18 protein-coding genes are annotated in these 20,173 nt (G+C 67.5%); 8 read left to right on the top strand and 10 right to left on the bottom strand.

Annotated elements, in window-relative coordinates; translation table 11 throughout:
* Positions 1-47 precede the first annotated feature (47 nt).
* Together ACWMMN_RS19985 and ACWMMN_RS19990 are read left to right on the top strand one after the other, a co-directional pair.
* Positions 48-815 carry a FadR/GntR family transcriptional regulator gene (locus ACWMMN_RS19985; RefSeq protein ID WP_486423838.1) on the top strand — a complete coding sequence of 256 codons (768 nt, stop codon included), beginning with the start codon at positions 48-50 and terminating at the stop codon, positions 813-815.
* A gap of 179 nt (positions 816-994) precedes the next feature.
* Entirely contained in the window at positions 995-2,140 is a 1,146-nt protein-coding gene (locus ACWMMN_RS19990) for an alpha-hydroxy acid oxidase (protein ID WP_486423839.1), read from the top strand.
* 49 nt (positions 2,141-2,189) lie between these two features.
* Here the strand turns inward: ACWMMN_RS19990 and ACWMMN_RS19995 are convergent, their stop codons facing one another.
* The 9 genes from ACWMMN_RS19995 to ACWMMN_RS20035 form a co-directional block, all read right to left on the bottom strand.
* Positions 2,190-3,431: an NAD(P)/FAD-dependent oxidoreductase gene (locus ACWMMN_RS19995; protein WP_059239335.1), complete on the bottom strand. Its 1,242-nt coding sequence runs from the start codon at positions 3,429-3,431 to the stop codon at positions 2,190-2,192.
* Between the two features lie 106 nt (positions 3,432-3,537).
* Entirely contained in the window at positions 3,538-4,263 is a 726-nt protein-coding gene (locus tag ACWMMN_RS20000; protein ID WP_340624655.1) for a maleate cis-trans isomerase family protein, read from the bottom strand.
* 14 nt (positions 4,264-4,277) lie between these two features.
* Complete coding sequence (locus tag ACWMMN_RS20005) at positions 4,278-5,660, bottom strand: isoxanthopterin deaminase (RefSeq protein ID WP_059239338.1); 1,383 nt, start codon at positions 5,658-5,660, stop codon at positions 4,278-4,280.
* Between the two features lie 87 nt (positions 5,661-5,747).
* Positions 5,748-7,121, bottom strand: a complete 1,374-nt coding sequence (locus ACWMMN_RS20010) for a nucleobase:cation symporter-2 family protein (protein ID WP_059239340.1) — start codon at positions 7,119-7,121, stop codon at positions 5,748-5,750.
* A gap of 61 nt (positions 7,122-7,182) precedes the next feature.
* Entirely contained in the window at positions 7,183-8,304 is a 1,122-nt protein-coding gene (locus ACWMMN_RS20015) for a CobW family GTP-binding protein (protein WP_256087234.1), read from the bottom strand.
* A complete protein-coding gene (locus tag ACWMMN_RS20020) occupies positions 8,301-8,915 on the bottom strand; it encodes a UbiX family flavin prenyltransferase (RefSeq protein ID WP_486423840.1) in 615 nt (204 codons plus the stop codon). The genes ACWMMN_RS20015 and ACWMMN_RS20020 overlap by 4 nt, the downstream gene beginning before the upstream one ends.
* The gene (locus ACWMMN_RS20025) at positions 8,912-10,306 is read right to left on the bottom strand and encodes a UbiD family decarboxylase (RefSeq protein ID WP_486423841.1); all 1,395 of its coding nucleotides are present in this window, start codon (positions 10,304-10,306) and stop codon (positions 8,912-8,914) included. Before ACWMMN_RS20025 ends, ACWMMN_RS20020 begins: the two co-directional genes overlap by 4 nt.
* Before the next feature lie 81 nt (positions 10,307-10,387).
* Positions 10,388-11,293, bottom strand: a complete 906-nt coding sequence (locus ACWMMN_RS20030) for an amidohydrolase family protein (protein ID WP_059239348.1) — start codon at positions 11,291-11,293, stop codon at positions 10,388-10,390.
* Between the two features lie 34 nt (positions 11,294-11,327).
* Complete coding sequence (locus tag ACWMMN_RS20035) at positions 11,328-12,230, bottom strand: amidohydrolase family protein (RefSeq protein ID WP_011354246.1); 903 nt, start codon at positions 12,228-12,230, stop codon at positions 11,328-11,330.
* Between the two features lie 242 nt (positions 12,231-12,472).
* On the opposite strand from ACWMMN_RS20035, the gene ACWMMN_RS20040 reads away from it, so the two are divergent.
* Complete coding sequence (locus ACWMMN_RS20040) at positions 12,473-13,363, top strand: LysR substrate-binding domain-containing protein (RefSeq protein WP_486423842.1); 891 nt, start codon at positions 12,473-12,475, stop codon at positions 13,361-13,363.
* A gap of 9 nt (positions 13,364-13,372) precedes the next feature.
* Here ACWMMN_RS20040 and ACWMMN_RS20045 read toward each other — a convergent pair whose 3' ends face one another.
* Positions 13,373-14,266, bottom strand: coding sequence for a LysR substrate-binding domain-containing protein (locus tag ACWMMN_RS20045; protein WP_059239352.1), 894 nt, complete (start codon positions 14,264-14,266; stop codon positions 13,373-13,375).
* A 129-nt stretch (positions 14,267-14,395) separates the two neighbouring features.
* On the opposite strand from ACWMMN_RS20045, the gene ACWMMN_RS20050 reads away from it, so the two are divergent.
* The 5 genes from ACWMMN_RS20050 to yfiB all read left to right on the top strand — a co-directional run bounded on the left by ACWMMN_RS20050 (position 14,396) and on the right by yfiB (position 19,982).
* The gene (locus ACWMMN_RS20050) at positions 14,396-14,890 is read left to right on the top strand and encodes a (2Fe-2S)-binding protein (protein WP_059239354.1); all 495 of its coding nucleotides are present in this window, start codon (positions 14,396-14,398) and stop codon (positions 14,888-14,890) included.
* 1 nt (position 14,891) lies between these two features.
* Entirely contained in the window at positions 14,892-17,138 is a 2,247-nt protein-coding gene (locus tag ACWMMN_RS20055; RefSeq protein ID WP_342705309.1) for a xanthine dehydrogenase family protein molybdopterin-binding subunit, read from the top strand.
* 280 nt (positions 17,139-17,418) lie between these two features.
* Positions 17,419-18,117: a regulatory sequestration protein YfiR gene (gene yfiR / locus ACWMMN_RS20060; protein ID WP_059239358.1), complete on the top strand. Its 699-nt coding sequence runs from the start codon at positions 17,419-17,421 to the stop codon at positions 18,115-18,117.
* On the top strand, positions 18,114-19,382 hold the full coding sequence (gene dgcN / locus ACWMMN_RS20065) for a diguanylate cyclase DgcN/YfiN (RefSeq protein WP_059239360.1): 1,269 nt from the start codon (positions 18,114-18,116) through the stop codon (positions 19,380-19,382). The genes yfiR and dgcN overlap by 4 nt, the downstream gene beginning before the upstream one ends.
* Positions 19,383-19,469: 87 nt before the next feature.
* Positions 19,470-19,982: an outer membrane lipoprotein YfiB gene (gene yfiB, locus ACWMMN_RS20070; protein WP_256087238.1), complete on the top strand. Its 513-nt coding sequence runs from the start codon at positions 19,470-19,472 to the stop codon at positions 19,980-19,982.
* Positions 19,983-20,173: the final 191 nt, after the last annotated feature.

Consider the following 20,173-nt stretch of genomic DNA (forward strand, 5'->3'; position numbering starts at 1 on the left):
CGATTCGTCAGACCGTCCGGAACGAAACCGATTACCAGCGTCAACGTATGTCCATCCAGCCGATTCAGAACCGCCGTCTCTACCAGCAGATCGCCGACAAGCTCAGTGCGATGATCGAGTCCGGCGATTTTCCGCCGGGCAGCTATCTGCCGCCCGAGCGCGAACTGGCCGAACAGTTCGGCGTGTCGCGTACCTCGGTGCGCGAGGCGCTGATCGCGCTCGAAGTGAGCGGGCTCGTCAGCGTGCGCGTCGGCGACGGCGTGAAGGTGCGCCATCCCGAAGCAGTCGCGGCGCCCGAGCCTGCGCCCGAACCCGATGCGAAAGTCGCCCCGTTCTCGATCGTCGAGATCGACCCGGAACTCGGCATCGCGCTCGACCTCGATACCGAAATCCCGCCGTTCGCGCTGTTGCAGGCGCGCCGGCTGATCGAGCCGGAAGCCGCGTCGCTCGCCGCAAGGCACGGCTCGGACGCGCAGATCGAAGGGATTCACGAAGCGTTCCTGCGCAACCAGGAAGACAACCGCAGCGGCTCGCTCACGCATCCGGGCGACCGGCTGTTCCATATCCGCATCGCGGAAGCGAGCGACAACGCCGCGTATGCGCTGATGATCAAGCAGCTGCTCGCGCACAAGTACGACCTGATGTTCCAGCGGCTGCAGTCGCTGTACATGCCGGACGACATGCCGCACCGGTCGGAGCTTGAACACCGCGCGATCCTCGACGCGATCCGTGCGCGCGACCCGGACGCCGCGCGCCGCGCGATGGCCGAGCATCTCGACGAAGTGATCCGGATTTTCGGCCGCGCGCTCGACTGAGCGGGCGAGTCGATCCCGCGCAGGTTCGGAAACGGTCGGCGCGATGCAGGCCGCGGGTGCCGGTGCGGCTGTCGCGCCGGGTGAGGAGATCGGTCATCGGGACAGGATGAACGCTGCGACACGAGCGATGCACGCCGGCCGACCGGCATGCCGCTCGTTTGCCGAATGGAGTATGACCCATGCGTGTGAACGATTGCCACAATTTCCACGACTTCCGTGAGCTGGCCAGACGGCGGTTGCCGGGGCCGATCTTCAATTACATCGACGGCGCGGCGGACGACGAAGTCACGTATCGACGCAATACGAGCGCGTTCGAAAGCTGCGACCTGGTGCCGAACGTGTTGCGTGGCGTGCGCGACGTCGACCTGTCGGTGACGGTCATGGGGCAAAAGCTCGGCATGCCGGTTTATTGCTCGCCGACGGCGCTGCAACGCCTGTTTCACCACGACGGCGAGCGCGCCGTCGCAGCCGCGGCCGCAAAATTCGATACGATGTTCGGCGTGTCGTCGCTCGGCACCGTGAGCCTTGAGGAAGCCCGCGCGATCAGCCAGGGCCCGCAGGTGTACCAGTTCTACTTTCACAAGGATCGCGGCCTCAACCGCGAGATGATGAACCGCTCCAGGCAGGCCGGCGTGAACGTGATGATGCTGACGGTGGACAGCATCACCGGCGGCAATCGCGAGCGGGACAAGCGAACCGGCTTCTCGATTCCGTTCAGGTTGAATCTCGCGGGGCTGACCCAGTTCGCGTTGAAGCCGGCCTGGGCGCTCAACTATCTCACCCACGAGCGGTTCCGTTTGCCGCAACTCGACCAGCATGTCGACATGGGGGGCGGCGCGATGTCGATCAGCCGCTACTTCACGGAAATGCTGGATCCGTCGATGACATGGGACGATGTCGCCGCCATGGTGCGGGAATGGAACGGGCAGTTTTGCCTGAAAGGCGTCATTTCGGTCGAGGACGCCCGCAGGGCGGCGGACATCGGCTGTACCGGCATCGTGTTGTCGAACCACGGCGGCCGCCAGCTGGACGGCTCGCGCGCCGCGTTCGATCAGCTGGCCGAGGTGGTCGACGCGGTGGGCGACCGGATCGACGTGATGATGGACGGCGGCGTGCAGCGGGGTTCGCACGTGTTGAAGGCGCTGGCGCTGGGCGCGAAGGCGGTCGGGCTGGGGCGCTATTACCTGTTCCCGCTCGCCGCGGCCGGTCAGCCCGGCGTCGAGCGCGCGTTGCAACTGATGCGCGCGGAAATCGAACGGGACATGCGGCTGATGGGGTGCTCGTCCGTTGCGCAGTTGGGGCGAAATCAGATCCGCTTTCGCTGACGGCGGGCCCGGCGCCGGTCGTGACGGCGTGCCGGCGGGTATCGCGCGTTCAGAAGCGGTCCGCGCGATACGGCGCCGGATCGGTGAACGGCGCTTCGCCGGTCATCATCTCGGCCAGCAGGCGGCCGGTGACGGGGCCGAGCGTGAGCCCGTGGTGGTTGTGCCCGAACGCGAACCACAGCCCGCGATGGGCGGGCGCGGGGCCGATCACCGGGCGCATGTCCGGCGTGCACGGCCGGAAGCCGAGCCACGGATGCGGGTCGAGCCGCTCGCCGAAGCCGAACACGGGGCGGGCAACGCGTTCCGCGCGTTCGAGCTGCACGCCGGTCGGCGGCACGCGGCGCCGCGCGATCTCGACACCCGTCGTCAATCGCAGCCCGCGCCGCATCGGCGCGATCACGTAGCCGTATTCGCGATCGACGATCGGCGCCGACGGCACGCCGCGCGCGGACGGCGCGTAGTGCATGTGATAGCCGCGCTTCTCGCGCAGCGGGATCTTGTAGCCGAACTTGCCGAACACCGTGTCGGACCACGGGCCGAGCGCGACGACGACGGCCGGTGCGGCGGCCGCGCCATCCTGCGTGTGAACCTGCCAACCGGGCGACAGCGCGTCGAGGCTAGCGGCGTCGCCGGTGAGCAGCGTGCCGCCGCCTTGTACGAACAGTTGCGCATACGCTTTGACCAGCGCGGAAGGATCGACGACGCTTTTCGGATCGAGCCAGTGCAGCGCGCCGCAGAAGCCGGGCGCGAGGCTCGGTTCGTGCGCGAGCAGCGCGGCCGCGTCGAGCGGCGTGATGCCGAGCCCGTGGCGGCGCGCGGTGAGGCCGGCTTCGGCCACGCCGCGTTCGAATGCGGCCGGCGTGCGGAACGCTTCCAGCCAGCCGTTCGCGCGGATCAGTTCGCCGGCGCCGGCCCGCGCGATCAGCGCGTCGTGTTCGACGATGCAGCGTTCGATCAGCGGCAGCATGTCGCGCGAAGCGGCCGCATGACGCAGCGGCGCCGATTCCCACCAGAACCGCGCGAGCCACGGCGCGAACGCGGGCAGCGACGCGCTGTGCCAGTAAAGATCGGTCGAGCGGTTCAGCGCATAGCGCATCAGCGTGAACGGGCTGCGCGGGAACGGATACGGTTCGACCGACGAGCGCTCGATCAGGCCTGCATTGCCGAAGCTCGTGCCTTCGCCGGGCGCACCGCGATCGACGAGGGCGACCTTGCGCCCGCGATCCTGCAGGTGCAGCGCGGCCGAGACGCCGACAATGCCGGCGCCGAGAACGATGACGTCGAAATCCATCGATGGTGAATGACGGTTGGCGGGGCACCGGTATCGCGTTCGCCGTGCCGCCGCGTGTTGGAGAGCGTTCGAAGCTCAAGCATACTCGCGGCGGCGGCGACGCGCATCAACTCATCTGGAACAGCTTCCCCCACCGCGCCAACCCGCGCGTATCGACCTCCGCGATCCTCAGCGCCTTCCACACCACTGTCGACACCGTGTCGTACGCCGCGATCCCCGTCGCCTGCTCGAACGGACCGGCCAGATGCGCGGCATGCAGGTTCGTGCAGAACGTGACGACCGCATCCGGTCGGGCCTGCGCCGTGTTGCGCATCAATGCCGCGAGCTGCGTATCGGGCACTTCCGCGAAGCTGTAGTTGTCGCGCAGCCCCAGATGCTGTTCGGCTACGCACTCGATGCCGAGTTGCGCGTATTGACGCACGATCCGTTGCTGCACGTCGTCGAGATAGGGCGTGACGAGGCCGAGCCGTCGCACGCCGGTGCGTTCGAGCAGTTCGTTCAGCGCGAGCACCGATGTCGTCGCCGGAATCCCGGTTGCTTTCTCGATACTGCGGCACAGCGCGGCGTCCCGCTCGAAACCGAGCCAGCCGGCCGACGTGCCGCTCCAGCCGATCACGTCGACACGCGCATCGGCAAGCTGTCGCGCCGCGACGAGGATGCGCGCCGCGTCGAACTGGTCGAGCGCGGCCGCATCGAGTGCGATCTCGGTCACCGTGAAGCGCGCGAAATGCACGCTGACGTTCGGCAGGCCGGCGACGATCTCGGTCGTCAGCGGTTCGAGCGCGGTGTTCGACGACGGCGTCAGGATGCCGATGCGGATGCGTGGATTCATCGCGTCGCCTCCCGTCAGTCGAGCAACTGCCGTACCGCATCGACCGCCTCGCGGCGCAGCGCCGCGAGGTCGAGGCCCGGAATCTCGCCGTTATCCACCACGACGCGGCCGTTCACGATGGTGTACTTCACCGGCGCCGGTTCGCCGGCCGCAACCGGCGCGATCGCATCGTCATGGAAGCCGTTGAAGCGCGGGCCGCTCACGTCGTACAGCACGAGATCGGCGGCCTGTCCGACGGCGAGGGTGCCGACCGCCTCCAGCCCGAGCACGCGCGCGCCGCCCTGCGTGCCCCAGTGCAGCACGCCCTCGACGGTGGTGGCCGACGCACCATGCGCCGCGCGGTGCACGAGCCACGCGAAATTCGCTTCGTGCGTCATGCTGCCCGATTCGTTCGACGCAACACCGTCGACGCCGAGCGACACCGGCACGCCGGCCGCCGCCATGCGCGGCGCGGGTGCAATGCCGCTGCCGAGTCGCGCGTTGCTGACGGGGCAGTGCGAGCAGCCGGTGCCCGTTTCCGCGAGCATCGCGATCTCGCTTGCTTCGAGATGGACCAGGTGCGCGAACCACACATCCGGGCCGAGCCATTCGTGTTCGGCGACGAATTCGACGGGCAGCTTGCCGAAGCGCTCGCGGCAGAAATCGACGTAGCGCGTCGTCTCCGACAAATGCGAATGCAGCCGCAGGCCCATGCCGCGCGCCGCACGCGCGACTTCGGGCAGCAGGCCGGGCGGCAGCGAGAAGGTCGGCGTCGTCGGTGCGACGACCACGCGGCGCATCGATGCCGCGCCTGCATCGTGATAGCGCGCCTTGAGCCGCTCGATATCCGCGAGCATCTGGTCGAGCGTCTCGGGCTGCAGCGCGGTGCCGGCGAAGCCCGGGTGATCGCCGGCCGCCTGCAGTGCACCGCCGCGGCACAGCACGAAGCGCATCCCGAAGCTGGCCGCTTCGTCGAACAGCAGGTCGCCGGTCTCGGTCGTGCCGTTCGCGTGATACAGATAGTGATGGTCGGCGCAGGTCGTCACGCCGGACAGCAGCAGTTCCGCGAAGCCGAGCCGAGCCGCGATGCGTGCCAGTTCCGGCGTGAAGCGCGCGACGCGCGGATACGGCACGGCCGCGAGCCATTCCTGCAGGTCCGCGTCGATGCCGGCCGGCACGCCCTTCAGCAGGTTCTGGAACAGGTGATGATGCGTGTTGATCCAGCCCGGATAAACGACGCAATGGCTTGCATCGATCACGCGTTCGCCGGGCAGCGGCGCGAGACCGGGCGCGATTGCGTCGATCCTGCCGTCGCGGATGCGCAGGTCGGCCTGGCCGAGCCGCGCGGCGTCGCCGGCACGGCCGCTCATGACCGCGATCGGGTTGCGGATCAGCAGCGAAGAAGAAGGAACGCTCATGGTCGGGTCTCCTCGGAGTCGGATGGTCGGGTCGTTATGCGTCAGGCGCCGCGCGCAGGCACGATGCCGCGCGCGGCAGGAAGCCGGTCAGTCGCACTCGCGCGCCATCGGGCTGCGGTGCGCGGCGTCGGCATGGGCGTGCGATTCAACGGGCGCCGCCGCCGGCACGCCGTTGAGCAAGGCATTGAGCAGGACCGACACGAGGCACGCGAGCACGACGCCGCTGTGCAGGAACGGCTGCGTCCAGTCGGGCATGTGCGCGAACACCTTCGGCGCCATCACCGGAATCAGCGCGGTGGCGATCGTGAAGCCGACGATCAGCACGTTGTAGCGGTTGTTCTCGAAATCGACTTTCGCGAGCGTCTGCACGCCGGCCGCCACCACCACGCCGAACATCGCGATGCCCGCGCCGCCGAGCGCGGCCGACGGCGTGGACGCGACGATCGCGCCGATCTTCGGTACCAGCGCGACGACGCACATCAGCACGCCGCTGACCGCGACGATCCAGCGGCTGCGCACGCCGGTCAGGATCACGAGCCCGACGTTCTCCATGAACGCGATGAACGGGAATGCGGCGAAGGTGCCGGCGATCGCGCTCGCGACGCCGTTCGCACGCAGCCCGCGCACGACATCCTCCTCGCTCACCTGCTTCTCGACGATGTCGCCGATCGCGACGAACAGGCCCATCGATTCGACCATCTGCACGATCATCACGACGACCATCGTCAGCACCGGCACGATCGCGAACACCGGCGTGCCGAAGTGGAACGGGTAGGGCACGGTGAACCACGGCGCGGCCGCGACGTTGGTGAAGTTGCCCATTCCGAGCGCGATCGCGAGCAGGCTGCCGGCGACGAGCCCGATCAGCACCGACAGGTTGCGCAGGAACGCGTTCGCGAAGCGGTTGACCGCGAGGATCACGACCGCGACGACGAGCGCGACCGCGAGGAACGACAGCTCGCCGAACTGCAGCTTCGCCGCGTCGCCGCCGCCCGCCCATTGATACGCGACCGGAAACAGCTGCAACCCGATCACGGTGACGATGCAGCCCGTCACGACCGGCGGGAACAGGCGGCGCAGCCGGCCGACCAGCGGTGCCGCGAAGGTCGTGATGATGCCCGCGCCGATCACCGCGCCGCACACGCCGGCGAACCCCACGCCCGGCGTCATGCCGATCGCGATCACGGGGCCGACGCTGCTGAACGCGACGCCCTGCAGGATCGGCAGCCGCACGCCGAGCTTCCAGACGCCGACCGTCTGCAGGATCGTCGAGATGCCGGAACAGAACAGCGCGGTGCTGATCAGCACGGTCGTGTCGGCGGGCGACATCTTCAGCGCCGACGCGACGATCAGCGGCACCGCGATCGCGCCGATGTAGGCGACGAGCATGTGCTGCAGGCCGAGCGTCAGCATCTGGCGGCGCGGCAGGACCCGATCGACGGGATGTGAAGCAGAGTTCATGGGCGTGTCTCCTGAGGTTCGTTATCGGGCGGGCGCATGGCGCGCCCGCCTGGCGTGCCCGTCAGGCCGCGACCGGCGCGGCGAGACAGGCATGGAAACGGTCGGTCAGCGCGGCGCGATCGAGATCGCGGCCGATGAAAACGATGCGCGACGAGCGCGGCTCGCACCCCCACGCCTGTGCGGCGCGCAGTTCGATGACGCCGTGCACGCCCTGCAGCACGTAGCGCTGCGCGCGGCCCTGCACGGCGAGGATGCCTTTCATCCGGAACAGGTTTGCGGTGTCGGCACGGCGCAGCTCGCCGAGCCACGCTTCGAGTGCGTCGAGATCGACGTCCGATTCGACTTCGATGCCGACCGACGACACGCTTTCGTCGTGCTCGTGATGGTCGTGGTCTTCGTCGTGTGCGTGCGCGGCGTGACTGTCGTGCGCATGGTCGTCGTGTTCGTCGTGGCCATGCTCGTGCGCGTGTTCGTCCGCATGCGGCGCATCGGCGTGCAGCCCGTCGCTCTCGACGAGGATCTGCGCGAATTCGTTCGCGCCGATCCCGAGGATGCGGTCGAGATCGACCTGCGCGTAGCTCGACGTGACGATCTCGGCCGTCGTGTTCAGCTCGCGCAGCCGTGCGGTCAGCGCATCGACGTCCGGTGTGTCGACGAGATCGACCTTGTTGATCACGATCCGGTCTGCGCAAACGATCTGGTCGACGGCCTGGTTGTCGCGGCCGTCGAGCACGAGATCGTCGAGGTGCGCGCGGATATGCTTCGCGTCGACCATCGTGACCACCGCGTCGAGTGCGACCTCCTTCGCGATCGGATCGTCGAGGAAGAAGGTTTGCGCGACCGGGTACGGATCGGCGAGCCCGCTCGTCTCGACGATGATGTGATCGAGCCGGTCGGGCCGTGCGACAAGCATCCGCACGATGCGCACGAGATCCTCGCGCACCGCGCCGACGCAGCACACGCAGCCGTTCGTCATCTCGTAGATTTCCTCGGTCGATTCGAGCACGAGGCCGCCGTCGATGCCGATCTCGCCGAACTCGTTCTCGATCACCGCGATCTTGCGGCCGTGCTTCTCGCGCAGGATGTAGTTCAGCAGCGTGGTCTTGCCCGCGCCGAGAAAGCCCGTGAGCACGGTGACCGGAATCTTTTCGACGTCGCTGTGGGTGGTGTGGATGTGGGTCATGATGCGTCTCCGTTGAGTCGGTTGGGCTGCGGATTGGGCAGGGATTCGCTTTCTTTCCAGCGATGGACGGTGCGGGAATCGAGGTCGAACAGGTCGAGCACGCGGCCGAGCGTGTGGTCGATCATCTGGTCGAGCGAAGCAGGGCGCGCGTAGAACGCCGGCACAGGGGGGGCGACGATCGCGCCCATCTCCGTGACGGCGGCCATGTTGCGCAGGTGCGTGAGCGTGTACGGCGTCTCGCGTGCGAGCAGTACGAGCCGGCGGCGCTCCTTCAGCACGACGTCGGCCGCGCGCGGGATCAGGCCGGATGAAAGGCCGCTCGCGATTTCGGCGAGCGTCTTCATCGAGCACGGCGCGACGATCATCCCGAGCGTGCGGAACGAGCCGCTCGAAATCGGCGCGGCGATGTCGTCGCTGCGGTACAGCACACTGGCGAGCGCCGTGATGTCGGACAGCTTGAAGTCGGTCTCGTGCGCCATCGTCAGCGCGGCGGCGCGCGATACGACCACGTGCGTCTCGATGTCGAGATCGCGCAGCAGCGCGAGCAGCCGCATCCCGTACACGAAGCCGGATGCGCCGCTGATGCCGACCACGAGCCGCCGCGCGCTCATCGCGTGGCTCCGCCGAGTTGCGCGATGACTTGCGCGGCACGCTGCATCGCGGCGTCGCCGACGCGTGCGCGTATGCCGTCGAAGCGCGAGCCGCGCGTCGCATCGATGCCCATCCGCGACGTCGTGCCGTCTGCCGACGACGACGGATCGAGCGGGCTGCCGGGCAGGCCGTCGACGACGAACAGGTCGCGGTGCGGCTGGAAGTGCGTCGCGATCGCCCACAGCACCTGCGCGTCGTCGGCGATGTCGATGTCGCTGTCGACCGCGACGACGTTCTTCAGGTACGGGTCCCAGCCGAGCAGTGCGAGCATGATCTGGCGCGCTTCGCCGTCGCGCGACTGCTTCAGCGCGACGTAACAGTGGAAGTGCGTGCCGGAGTTCGGATAATGGATCGCGGTGACCGACGGAAAGCGCGCTTTCAGCTTCTCGCTCATCTCGGCTTCGCGCGGCAGCCGCGCGAGCGTCAGATGTTCCGCGTACGGGCCGCCGACCACGTCGACGAGCCATGCATCGTTGCGCCGCATCATCGCGTCGATGCGCAGCACGTTGTTGGTCGAGCGGTCTGACGAATAGCCGGTGAATTCGCCGAACGGGCCTTCTTCGGCATGCGCGTCGGGATCGATCGTGCCTTCGAGCACGAACTCCGCGGCAGCGGGCACGCCGATACCGTGACGCGGCGTGCGCACGAGTTGCAGCGGCGCGCCGAACAGGCCGCCGGCGATCGCTCGCTCGTCCGCGCCGAACGGCACGCGCGCGGCGGCCGCGAGCATGAACAGCGGATGCGCGCCGATCACCATCGCAACGTTCAGCGTGTCGCCGCGCGCCTTCGCTGTTTGAAGCATCCGCCACAGGTGACCGCGCGAATGCAGGCTCGTCGCCAGCGCGTTGCGAGCATCCGGCATCGAGCGGTGGTAACTGAGGTTCGCGACGCCCGTCGCCGGATCTTCGGCGACGATCACCGCGTTGGTCACGTATGGGCCGCGATCGGTTTCGAAGTGGCGGATCATCGGCAACTGCGCAACGTCGACCGCGTCGCCTTCGACCACGTGATCGAGCACAGGACCATGCGGCACGACGACCGGCGCGATGGGGGCGTTTGCGCGCTGCTGCCAGGCGTCGAACAACCCGTTCGCATCGACGCCGAACAACCGGCCGATGCGTGTGCGGGAAGCAAATACGTTGGTGACGAGCGGCGTCGACAGCCCGTCGACGCGCTCGCAGACGAGCATGTCATGCCGGCCGCGCGCGGCAAGCGACGCGACGACGGCCGTGACGTCCTGGTCGGCGGACAGCGGCTGCCCGATCGTCAGCACGTCGTCCGGAAAGCGTTCGCGATACGCGTTCGCGAAGTGGTGGAAATCCTGCTGCTCGGCGAAAAGGCTGGACGCCATGATGCACTCCGTCGGATGCGGGAGAGGAACGGCCGGACCGCGCGCATGCCGGCGGCGGCACGCGATCCGGCTGCCGGCGCGCTACAGGTAGGTCGACGTCAGGCGCTTCTGCGCTTCGTCGAGATCCTTCGGCGGCTTGGTCGGCTCGATGCCGACGAGGCGGGCGATGTTGTTGCCCATGTAGTCCTCGAGGCCGTCCTCGTCGAGATCCATCCCCTGCGGCGCGGGCCCGCACAGCATCTCCAGTTCGCGCAGCCACATGCCGGGTTCGTTCGGCGGCGAATCGGTGCCGAACACGATCTTGTTGCGCGGCAGCTCGCGCGCGAACTCGACGATGCGCGACTGGTAGCACCAGCCCGATTCGCAGTACACGTTCGGTGTGTCCATCGCCATCCAGAACGCCTCGAACGAGTAGTTGCCGCCCGTCTGGATGCCGAAGTGACCGATGATGAAGTTCACCATCGGAAACTCGCGGATGATCGGGTAGAACTGCGTCGGGATCGTGTACGGCCCGTCGCCGGTGTGGATCAGCACGACGATGTTGTACTTCGCGCAGACCTTCATCGCGGGGCGCAGCCAGTCGAGCGCGCGATCGGGCCGATAGCCGTGCATGTTCGCGTGCAGCTTCACCATCTTGAAGCCGTATTCCCTGATGTGGAATTCGAGCTCCGCCGCGCCGTTTTCCGGGCCCCAGCGCGGGTTGTACGTGAAGTTGCCGATGAAGCGGTCCGGGTACTTCTGCGTGAGTTCGGCGATATACGCCATGTAATCGCGGATGCCGTCGCGGCCGCGGCGGTTGCCGTCGCGATAGCCGGTGTTGCCCGGCGGCGGCTGGATGAAGCCCATGTCGATGCGGCGCGGCTTGCCGTTGATGATGTACGGGCCGTCCATCATCTTCAGCAGGCGTTCGCCGGTGAACGGCTCGCCGGTGTGGCGCCACGCCTCGTCGACGAGGTTGGTCGGGTGCAGGTGCGTATCGATGATCATGCAATGCTCCGGAATCGGGGGAGAGGGGCGCGCGTCACGCGGCGAGCAACGCTTTCGCTTCGTCGACGGTGCGCGGCGCGGGCGTCGGTTCGAGGCCGATCATTCGCGCGGTGTTGTTGCCGAGGTAATCCTCGAGCGTGTCCTCGTCGAGATTCATCCCTTGCGGCGGGTCGAAGCAGAGCACTTCGAGCAGGCGCAGCCACATGCCCGGTTCGTTCGGCGGCGTGTCGGAGCCGAACAGGATCTTGTGTTTCGGCAGCACCTTCGCGAATTCGACGATGCGCGACTGCAGGCACCAGCCCGATTCGCAGTACACGTTCGGCAGATCCATCGCGAGCTGGAACGGCTCGAAGCAGTAGACGCCGCCCGTCTGTACGCCGAAGTGCGCCATGATGAAATTGACGGTCGGGAATTCCTTGATCATCGGCACCCACTCGGTCGGGATGCTGTACGGGCCGTCGCCGGTGTGCAGCTTCACGAGCACGCCGAGTTCCGCGCATTTCTTCAGCGCGGGGCGCAGCCAGTCGAGCGCGCGGTCGGGCCGGTACGCGTGCATGTTGGCCTGGAACTGCACCATCTTGAAGCCGAGCTTGCGCACGTAGTGATCGATCGCGTTGACGCCGTTCTCCACGCCGCAGCGCGGGTTGTACACGAAGCAGCCGATGAAGCGGTCGGGGTGCTTGCGCACCATCTCGACCGTGTACGCCATGTACGCGTCGATCGATTCGGTGCCCGACTTTTCGCCGTCGGTATAGGTATAGATGGTGTTGCCTTGCGGCGGCTGGATGAACGCCTTGTCGACGCGGCGCGGCTTGCCGTTGATGAGGAACGGGCCGTTCATCGTCTCGATCAGGCGTTCGCCGGTGAACGGCGGGCCGTCGTGACGCCACGCGAGGTCGACGAGATTCGTCGGGTAACAGCTGGTGTCGATGATCATCTACTCGATCTCCTTGAGAGGAACCGGAAAAGCCGGTTGCCGGATCGCGGGCAGGCACGTCGATGAAGCGACCCGGTCGGTCGGATTCATGCGGCCCTTTGCAAGGCGCTTTTTTTTCGCGCCTTCCCCTCGCCGGCATCGAGTGACACACTGCGACGTGCACTGCTGCTTGGGACCGAGTGTCACAAGCCGTATGTGCTCTGTACAATATTTTTTACTGACGCTCTTGATACGTTTGCGATATGGACATGCGTGTGTTGCGTTACTTCGCGGTGCTGGCCGACGAACTGCATTTCGGGCGCGCGGCCGCGCGGCTCCATATCTCGCAGCCGCCGCTGAGCCAGCAGATCCGGCTGCTCGAGGAGCAGCTCGGCGCCGCGCTGTTCGTGCGCTCGCAGCATCGCGTCGAGTTGACCGAGGCAGGGAAAACACTGAAGGAGCAGGTGCCGCTGATCGTCGCGCAGTTCGATCGCGCGATCGACCTCACGCGTTGCGCGGGGCGCGGCGAAGTGGGGCGCCTGGCGGTCGGCATCATCAGTTCGGCGATGGTCGCGCCGATCCCGCACGCGTTGCGCGTGTTCGCCGAACGCCATCCGCACGTGCACTGGTCGCTGCACGAGATGACGCCGGCCGCACAGATCGACGCGCTGAAGGAGAAGCGGCTCGACGTGTGTTTCTTCCGGCTGTTCCAGGACGATCCGTCGATCCGCAGCGAGATCGTTGTGCGGGAAACCGCCGTGGCCGTGCTGCCGCCGGGCCATCCGCTCGCTTCACACGATGCGATCGCGCTCGGCGAGCTGGCCGGAGAGCAGTTCGTGTCATTCGGCTTGCGGCACTCGCAACTGGCGCGTTTCCTGCAACAGAGTTGCGTCGATGCACGCTTCACGCCGCAAATCGCGCACGAGGTCGTCGAGGTCCATACGCTGCTGTCGCTGGTGCGTGAAGGGCTGGGCGTCGCGCTGCTGCCTGCGTCGTCACGGCAGATTTCGACGGGCGGCGTCACGTTCGTGCCGCTGTTGCCGCCGGAGCTGGAAGTGTCGCTGCAGGCGCGCTACCGCGCGGACGATACGTCGGCGGTGCTCGGTGCGTTTCTTGAAACCGTGCGCGAGGTCGCGGCGGGATTCACGGCCTGACCACGCCGGTCAAGGCGCGAGCGACTGCGCGACCAGCGCACCGATTGCGTCGATCAGCGGCTTCACGCGCGCGTGCCGCTCGCGCGGCCAGATCGCATGGAGGTTGTAGTGCGTCGGAATCGCGATCGTGCAGAGTTCGACGAGCCGGCCGTCGCGGCGCGCGTCGGCCGCGAGCAGGCCACGGACCAATCCCGCGCCGAGCCCTGACGCGAGCGTTGCGACGAGTCCCGCCGCGTTGTCGAACACCGCGATCGTCTCGGGTTCGACCGGCTCGAGCCCGGCCGCTTCCAGCCACGGAATCCACGACCGTTTCGTATAGCCGAGCAACGGCAGCTCCAGCACCTGTTCGGGCGCGAGCGGCGCGGTGAGCCCGTAGCGTTCGAGCAGCGCCGGCGCGGCCATCGCGGTCAGCCGGTCGGGGCAGACCAGTGCGCTGTCCACACCTTCCCATTCCCCGTAGCCATAGCGCAGCGCAACATCGACGCGATCGAATGCATCGCGGTCGTGGCGCGGCGCGGACAGGACCGTCAGCGTCGTGCCGTCGAGCGTGCGCATCAGTTCCGGCAACCGTGCGGGCAGCCAGCCCTGCATCAGTTCCGGATCGACGTCGAGCCGGAGCGACGGCCCGGTCGTGCGGCCTTTCACCGACGACAGCGCGCGATCGATCTGTTCGAGCCCGTCCGACAGCTGGTTCGCGAACAGCGTGCCTGCATCGGTCAGGATCACGCGGCCGCCGGCGCGGGCGAACAGCGGCTGGCCGATGAATTCCTCGAGCGAGCGGATCTGCTGGCTGATCGCGCTGTGCGTGAGCGCCAGCTGGCGCGCCGCGCTGGAAAAACTGCCGACCCGCGCGGCCTGCAGAAACGCCTGCATCGACTGGATCGAAGGGTATCGCTTGAGCATCTGTTAGTCCGACTGACAGGGATTCGACGAAATGATCGCTGGCGCACCCGCACATCGCGTTTCGATAATGCTCCGAAACCGCGCCACGGACGCGGGCCCACCCCATGAATGCGAATCAGGAGACCGCCCATGATCGACATCGTCGTGAACGATACACGCCATTCGCTCGAGAATGTACCGGAGGATATGCCGTTGCTATGGGTGCTGCGCGACCGGCTCAAGCTCACCGGCACGAAGTTCGGCTGCGGCAAGGGCCTGTGCGGCGCGTGCACCGTGCACCTCGAAGGGCAGGCCGTGCGCGCGTGCCTGATCCCGGCCGCCGCCGCGAACGGGCGGCACGTGACCACGATCGAAGGGCTGTCGCCGGACGGGCGTCATCCGCTGCAGCTCGCGTGGGTGGCCGAGGACGTGCCGCAATGCGGCTATTGCCAGCCGGGGCAGCTGATGCAGGCGGCAGCGTTGCTGAAGGGCGGGCAACCGGTGGACGACGCGGCGATCGTGTCGGCGATGTCGGGCAACATCTGCCGCTGCGGCACGTATGCGCGCATTCATCGCGCGATCAAGCGTGCCGCTTCCGGCGATCCGGCGTCGAAGGCCACCGCCGAACCCGCGAAGGAGGCGTGACATGCGTAACGATCACGCACCGGATACGCCGGGTACCGACGACACGCCGCGCCGGCGTTTTCTCAAACAGAGTTCCGCGTTGCTCGCAGCTGGTATCGCGATCGGCTTCCGGCTGCCCGATGCGATGGCCGCCGGCAAGAACGTGAGCGGCGATCCGCATCCGTCTGCCGGCGAATTCGAGCCGAATGCGTGGGTGCGCGTGTTGCCCGACGACACGATCAAGCTCGTCGTGCACAAGCACGATTCGGGCACCGGTACGCGCACGGCGCTTGCGGCGGTGGTCGCCGAGGAACTCGACGTCGACCCGTTCCGCGTCGACGTGATCACGCCGGAAGATCCGTTCTTCGCGGACTACATTCACCCGCTGTGGAAGGTGTTCTCGACCGGCGGCAGCACGAGCGTCGCGATGGAGTACGACCGGCTGCGGCGTGCGGGCGCGACTGCGCGCGCGATGCTCGTCGAAGCGGCGGCGCAGCAATGGAGCGTGCCCGCCTCTGCATGTACGACGGCAGACGGTGCCGTGCTGCATGCCGCGAGCGGGCGCCGCGCGACGTACGGCTCGCTCGCGCAAGCGGCCGCGCAGTTGCCGGCGCCGAAGGATGTCGTGCTGAAGGACCCCGCGCAGTTCCGCTACATCGGCAAGCTGCGCAAGAAGCGCGGCGCCGCGCAGAAGGCCGACGGGTCGTTTCCGTACAGCATCGACGTGTCGCTGCCGGGGATGCTGGTCGCGGTCGTCACGCGCGCGCCGATGATCGACGGCCGCGTGCGCAGCGTCGACACGAAGGCCGCGCTCGCGATTCCCGGCGTGCGCGAGGTACTGCAGATTCCGCCGCGCCCCGACGTGCTCGGCGGCAACCAGGCCGGCGTCGCGGTGCTCGCGGACGACTACTGGTCCGCGCATCGCGGGCAGGCCGCGCTGACGATCGAATGGGAGGACAGCCTGTTCGCGACGTTCGACAGCAGCACGCTTGCCGCGCGTCAGGCTGCGTGGGTCGACGATCCCGCCGCGCGCGTCGTGCCGACGATTGCCGACGGCGATCCGGCGAAGGCAAAAGCCGCCGGCGCACGCACGATCGAGGCGTCGTATTCGATGCCGCACAAGGCCGCGAATCCGCTGGAGCCGATCAACATCACCGTGTGGGCGCGCAACGGCGGCATCGAATACTGGGGCGGGTTGCAGGTGCCGTCCACCGCGATGGAAGCGGCCGACGTGATCGGCGGCATTCCCGCGCATCGCGTGACGCTGCACGAACTCGTGTCGGGCGGCAGCTTCGGCGCGCGCGAGTCGAAGTACTGGCTGTTCGAGGCGACCTGGCTCGCGGTGAAGACGGGCAAGCCCGTGAAGCTGATGAACAGCCGCGAGGACGAGATGCGTGCGCTGTTCTATCACGCGGCGAGCTACCACCGCGCACGTGCGGTACTCGACGCGAAGGGCAATCTGGCGTCGCTGTGGCTGCGCGGCGTGATGCCCGCGTCGCCGCAGCAATGGGAGCCCGGCTACCTGGAGCGCACCGACCGGATGGATTTCAGCACGACAGAAGCGATGACCAAGTGGGAGTTCGCGTATTCGGCGCCGCATCGCGACATCGGCTGGATCCGGCTGGAGACGGGTGTGCCGACCGGCTGGTTTCGCGCGGTGAGTTACATCCCCAACGTGTTCGCCGTTGAATCGGTGATGGACGAAGCCGCCCAGGCGGCGAAGCGCGATCCGGTCGAGTTCCGGCTCGCGCACATGCGCGACCGGCCGCGCCATGCGGCCGTGCTGCGCGAAGCCGCGCAGCGCGCAGGATGGGGGCAACCGTTGCCGGATGGCGTTGCGCTCGGCGTGGCGACGAATCAGGCATACGACAGCTATGTCGCGGTGGTCGCGCGAGTCGTGCGCAAGGACGGTGCGGTGACGGTGGAGAAGCTCACGTGCGTGGCCGATTGCGGGATCGCGGTGTCGCCGGCCGGTGTCGACGAGCAACTGTACGGCGGACTGATGTGGGGGCTCGGCCATGCGACGTCCGATCGCATCGATTTCAAGCACGGCCGCGTGCAGCAGTCGAACTTCGATACGTATCGCGTGATGCGGATGAGCGACATGCCCGAGACCGACATACATATCGTTCAGGGCGATCCGGCGAAGCCGGGCGGCGTCGGGGAACTGTCGAGCCCGGCGGTGACGCCTGCGATCGCGAATGCGGTGTTCAGATTGACGGGCAAGCGGTTGCGGGACACGCCGTTCGATCTGTCGGCGATCGCGTAGCGTGCGGGAACGTATGACGTTTGTCGTGCGCGGGCACCCAATCCGCTGATCAATCTGCCGACGTCGACGCCGGATCGACGTCGGCGAACGCATTCGCCGGCATCGTCGTACGGCGGCACCGATTCCGCATACTTTCCGACGTTTTATCGGGTGTTTCCCACTGTTTGGTCATCCGAATTTTTACCTAAGATGAAGAAATCGTGCGCGTTATTCGGTGCCTGCACGCGCACGGAGGGAGACAGGAGGCAGCGCCAGAGCGACGTCAGCGGATGTTGCCATCATGGATGCGAAAGTGTGCGCGTCGACTGTCAGTCTCGCGACTGCAGCGACGCCGGCGAACGCGGCGGCCATCGCCGCGCGTACGGTGTGCGGCCGTCTTGGCCGAACCGCTTCGCTGCGCCACGCGTTGCTCGCAATCGTTTGCGTTCTCGGTGCGGCCCCTGGCGTGCTCGCAGGTGCGCCCGCCAATCCGGACGATCCGGTCGATACCGTGCAGATCGCCGCCGCCGCAAGCCCCGCGAATGCTCCCGTTTCGTCACACGACACGACCGTGCGCCAGGTCGTGCTCGGCATCATCAGCTTCACGCGCTGGCCGGCCACGCCCGTTCGGCTGCATCTGTGCATCACCGGCCGGCCCGACTATGCGCGCGGCCTGACCGACACGCTGGAGGCCGGCTCGACGCTGGTCGACGTGCAGCGCGTGAGCCCCGACGATCCGGCGCTCGGCATCGCGTGCGACGCCGTCTACCTCGGCACGCTGAGCAACGACGAACGCGCGCGGGTGCGAACCGCGGTGGCCGGCCATCCGGTGCTGACGATTTCGGAACACGATCCGTCCTGCACCGCGGGCGGCATGTTCTGCCTGAACGTCGACGGCGAACGCGTGTCGTTCGAAATCAACCTCGACGCCGTCGCGCGCAGCGGCGTGCGCGTGCACCCGAACGTGCTCAACCTCGCCCGACGGCCGGTGACGCCATGACGCGGTCCGCGCTCCCCGTTTCCGCTTCGCGCATGCCGCGCCCGACGCTGCAAAGCGTGTTGCGTCGCGCGCACCTGCGCCTCGCATTCGTCGCGGTGACGATGGCGGCCGTGTCGTTGATCGTCGTCGCCGTGATCGCGTTGCGTGCGTATGCGGGCAACAACCTGAACCTGCTGGCGCGCTCGCTCGGTTATACGGTCGAGGCGGCGCTCGTGTTCGGCGACCGCGTCGCGGCGAGCGAGGCGATCGGGATGATCGCCGGCGACGAGGATGTCGCGCAGGTGGTCGTTACCGACAGCAAGGGGCAACCGTTCGCGACGTGGCAATTGCCTGCCGGAAACGGGATCGCGCGGCTCGAACGCGCCGTCGCCGACGTTGCGCTGCCCGGGCCCGTGACCGTGCCGGTGATGCACGACGGCATCGTCGTCGGACACGTCGTCGTGCAGGGACGCGGACATCAGTTCTTCGGATTCCTGCTTGGCGGCGTCGGCGGCATTCTGGGCTGTCTGGCCGTCAGCGTGTTCGGCGCGTATGTCAGCTCGAAGCGCTTGCTGCGCAACATCGTTTCGCCGCTGCGCGCGCTGGCAGGCGTGGCGCATGCGGTGCGGCGCGAGCGCGCGTTCGCGCGTCGGGTCGAGCCGGCGGCGATCGCCGAACTGAACCAGCTCGGCGACGACTTCAACGCGTTGCTCGACGAATTCGAGGACTGGCAGAACACGCTGCGCGACGAGAACGCGTCGCTCGAACACAAGGCGACGCACGATGCGCTCACGGGGCTGCCCAACCGCGTGCAGTTCGAGTCGCGGCTCTCGCTTGCGCTGTGCGACGCCACCTTGACGGGGCAGCGGGTCGCCGTCCTGTATCTCGACTGCGACCGTTTCAAGGAGATCAACGATTGTCTCGGCCACGATGCCGGGGATGCGGTGCTGATCGGCATCGCGTCGCGGCTGCGCACGCAGGTGCGCGAGGCCGATCTCGTCGCACGCCTCGGCGGCGACGAATTTGCGGTGATGCTGGCGGCGGTGCCTGAAGCGGGCAGCGTGTGCCGGATCGCGGACGAGATTTTGTCCGGCATGGCGCCGTCGATCGAGCTGTCCGACGGCCGCGTGGTGGCCACCATGATGAGTGCCGGCGTTGCGCTGTATCCCGATCACGCATCGGACGCGAGCGGCTTGCTGCGGGCGGCGGATGCCGCGATGTACCGCGCCAAGCGCGCGCGGCCGGGCTCGTGGCAATTGGCGGAGGGCGTGGTCGGGTCGGCTTGAGGTTTAACGTTTCGCGCTGCGGGCGAGGCCGCGGCAGCGAATGACAAGAAGTGCGCCCAACAAGGGCGCACTCGAGGGGGATGCGAAATGAACCACTCGTTTCCTGTGAGCATGGGGCGGCTGTGCGTCGCGAGCGCATTGCTGCTGTGCATGCTGCTGGGGGGCTGCAAGACGCCGCCGCCGCTTCATCGCGGGCTGACGCAGACGCAGGTCACGGCGCTGAAGTCGGCCGGGTTCCAGGAGACTGGACAGGGGTTCGAGTTCGGTTCGACCGGGCCGATCCTGTTTGATTTCGACCGGTACAACCTGAAGCCGGATGTGCGGCGGGTCGTCGAACGGATCGGGCGGACGTTGAGGTCGGCGGGGATCAATGGCGTGCGGGTTTATGGGTACTCGGATGATGACGGGAAGGCGAAATACGATCTCGAGTTGTCGAGGCGGCGGGCGGAGGTCGTGGCGATCGAGCTGGTCGACGTCGGAATGGATGCGAAGCAGATCGCGATTGTCGGGAAAGGGAAACTCGATCCAATAGGGGACAACAAGACGCCGGCGGGGAAGGCGCAGAATCGGCGGGCGGCGATTGTGGTTTCGCCGCGGTGAGGAACGTGCGCTGCGCGCGGGCGCGCCGTGGCGGCAAGCGGAAGCCTCGCGGCCAGCAAGCGGTCTGGCATGTTTGGCCCTGACCCTGGAATGTTCCGATGCGGTCGGTTTTAACTGTGGGTTCGGGTATGGCGCACGTGGTGCGCTTGCGCTTGCGCGTGTGACGGATGCGGCCGGGCAGTCGACCGCCT

The organism is Burkholderia cepacia complex sp. TUM26381, from assembly GCF_057439935.1.

Excerpts from the sequence above, each read along its gene's own strand:
- ACWMMN_RS19985 (WP_486423838.1), top strand. The coding sequence starts at position 48 with ATGTCCATCCAGCCGATTCAGAACCGCCGTCTCTACCAGCAGATCGCC.
- ACWMMN_RS19990 (WP_486423839.1), top strand. The coding sequence starts at position 995 with ATGCGTGTGAACGATTGCCACAATTTCCACGACTTCCGTGAGCTGGCC.
- ACWMMN_RS19995 (WP_059239335.1), bottom strand. The coding sequence starts at position 3,431 with ATGGATTTCGACGTCATCGTTCTCGGCGCCGGCATTGTCGGCGTCTCG.
- ACWMMN_RS20000 (WP_340624655.1), bottom strand. The coding sequence starts at position 4,263 with ATGAATCCACGCATCCGCATCGGCATCCTGACGCCGTCGTCGAACACC.
- ACWMMN_RS20005 (WP_059239338.1), bottom strand. The coding sequence starts at position 5,660 with ATGAGCGTTCCTTCTTCTTCGCTGCTGATCCGCAACCCGATCGCGGTC.
- ACWMMN_RS20010 (WP_059239340.1), bottom strand. The coding sequence starts at position 7,121 with ATGAACTCTGCTTCACATCCCGTCGATCGGGTCCTGCCGCGCCGCCAG.
- ACWMMN_RS20015 (WP_256087234.1), bottom strand. The coding sequence starts at position 8,304 with ATGACCCACATCCACACCACCCACAGCGACGTCGAAAAGATTCCGGTC.
- ACWMMN_RS20020 (WP_486423840.1), bottom strand. The coding sequence starts at position 8,915 with ATGAGCGCGCGGCGGCTCGTGGTCGGCATCAGCGGCGCATCCGGCTTC.
- ACWMMN_RS20025 (WP_486423841.1), bottom strand. The coding sequence starts at position 10,306 with ATGGCGTCCAGCCTTTTCGCCGAGCAGCAGGATTTCCACCACTTCGCG.
- ACWMMN_RS20030 (WP_059239348.1), bottom strand. The coding sequence starts at position 11,293 with ATGATCATCGATACGCACCTGCACCCGACCAACCTCGTCGACGAGGCG.
- ACWMMN_RS20035 (WP_011354246.1), bottom strand. The coding sequence starts at position 12,230 with ATGATCATCGACACCAGCTGTTACCCGACGAATCTCGTCGACCTCGCG.
- ACWMMN_RS20040 (WP_486423842.1), top strand. The coding sequence starts at position 12,473 with ATGGACATGCGTGTGTTGCGTTACTTCGCGGTGCTGGCCGACGAACTG.
- ACWMMN_RS20045 (WP_059239352.1), bottom strand. The coding sequence starts at position 14,266 with ATGCTCAAGCGATACCCTTCGATCCAGTCGATGCAGGCGTTTCTGCAG.
- ACWMMN_RS20050 (WP_059239354.1), top strand. The coding sequence starts at position 14,396 with ATGATCGACATCGTCGTGAACGATACACGCCATTCGCTCGAGAATGTA.
- ACWMMN_RS20055 (WP_342705309.1), top strand. The coding sequence starts at position 14,892 with ATGCGTAACGATCACGCACCGGATACGCCGGGTACCGACGACACGCCG.
- yfiR (WP_059239358.1), top strand. The coding sequence starts at position 17,419 with ATGGATGCGAAAGTGTGCGCGTCGACTGTCAGTCTCGCGACTGCAGCG.
- dgcN (WP_059239360.1), top strand. The coding sequence starts at position 18,114 with ATGACGCGGTCCGCGCTCCCCGTTTCCGCTTCGCGCATGCCGCGCCCG.
- yfiB (WP_256087238.1), top strand. The coding sequence starts at position 19,470 with ATGAACCACTCGTTTCCTGTGAGCATGGGGCGGCTGTGCGTCGCGAGC.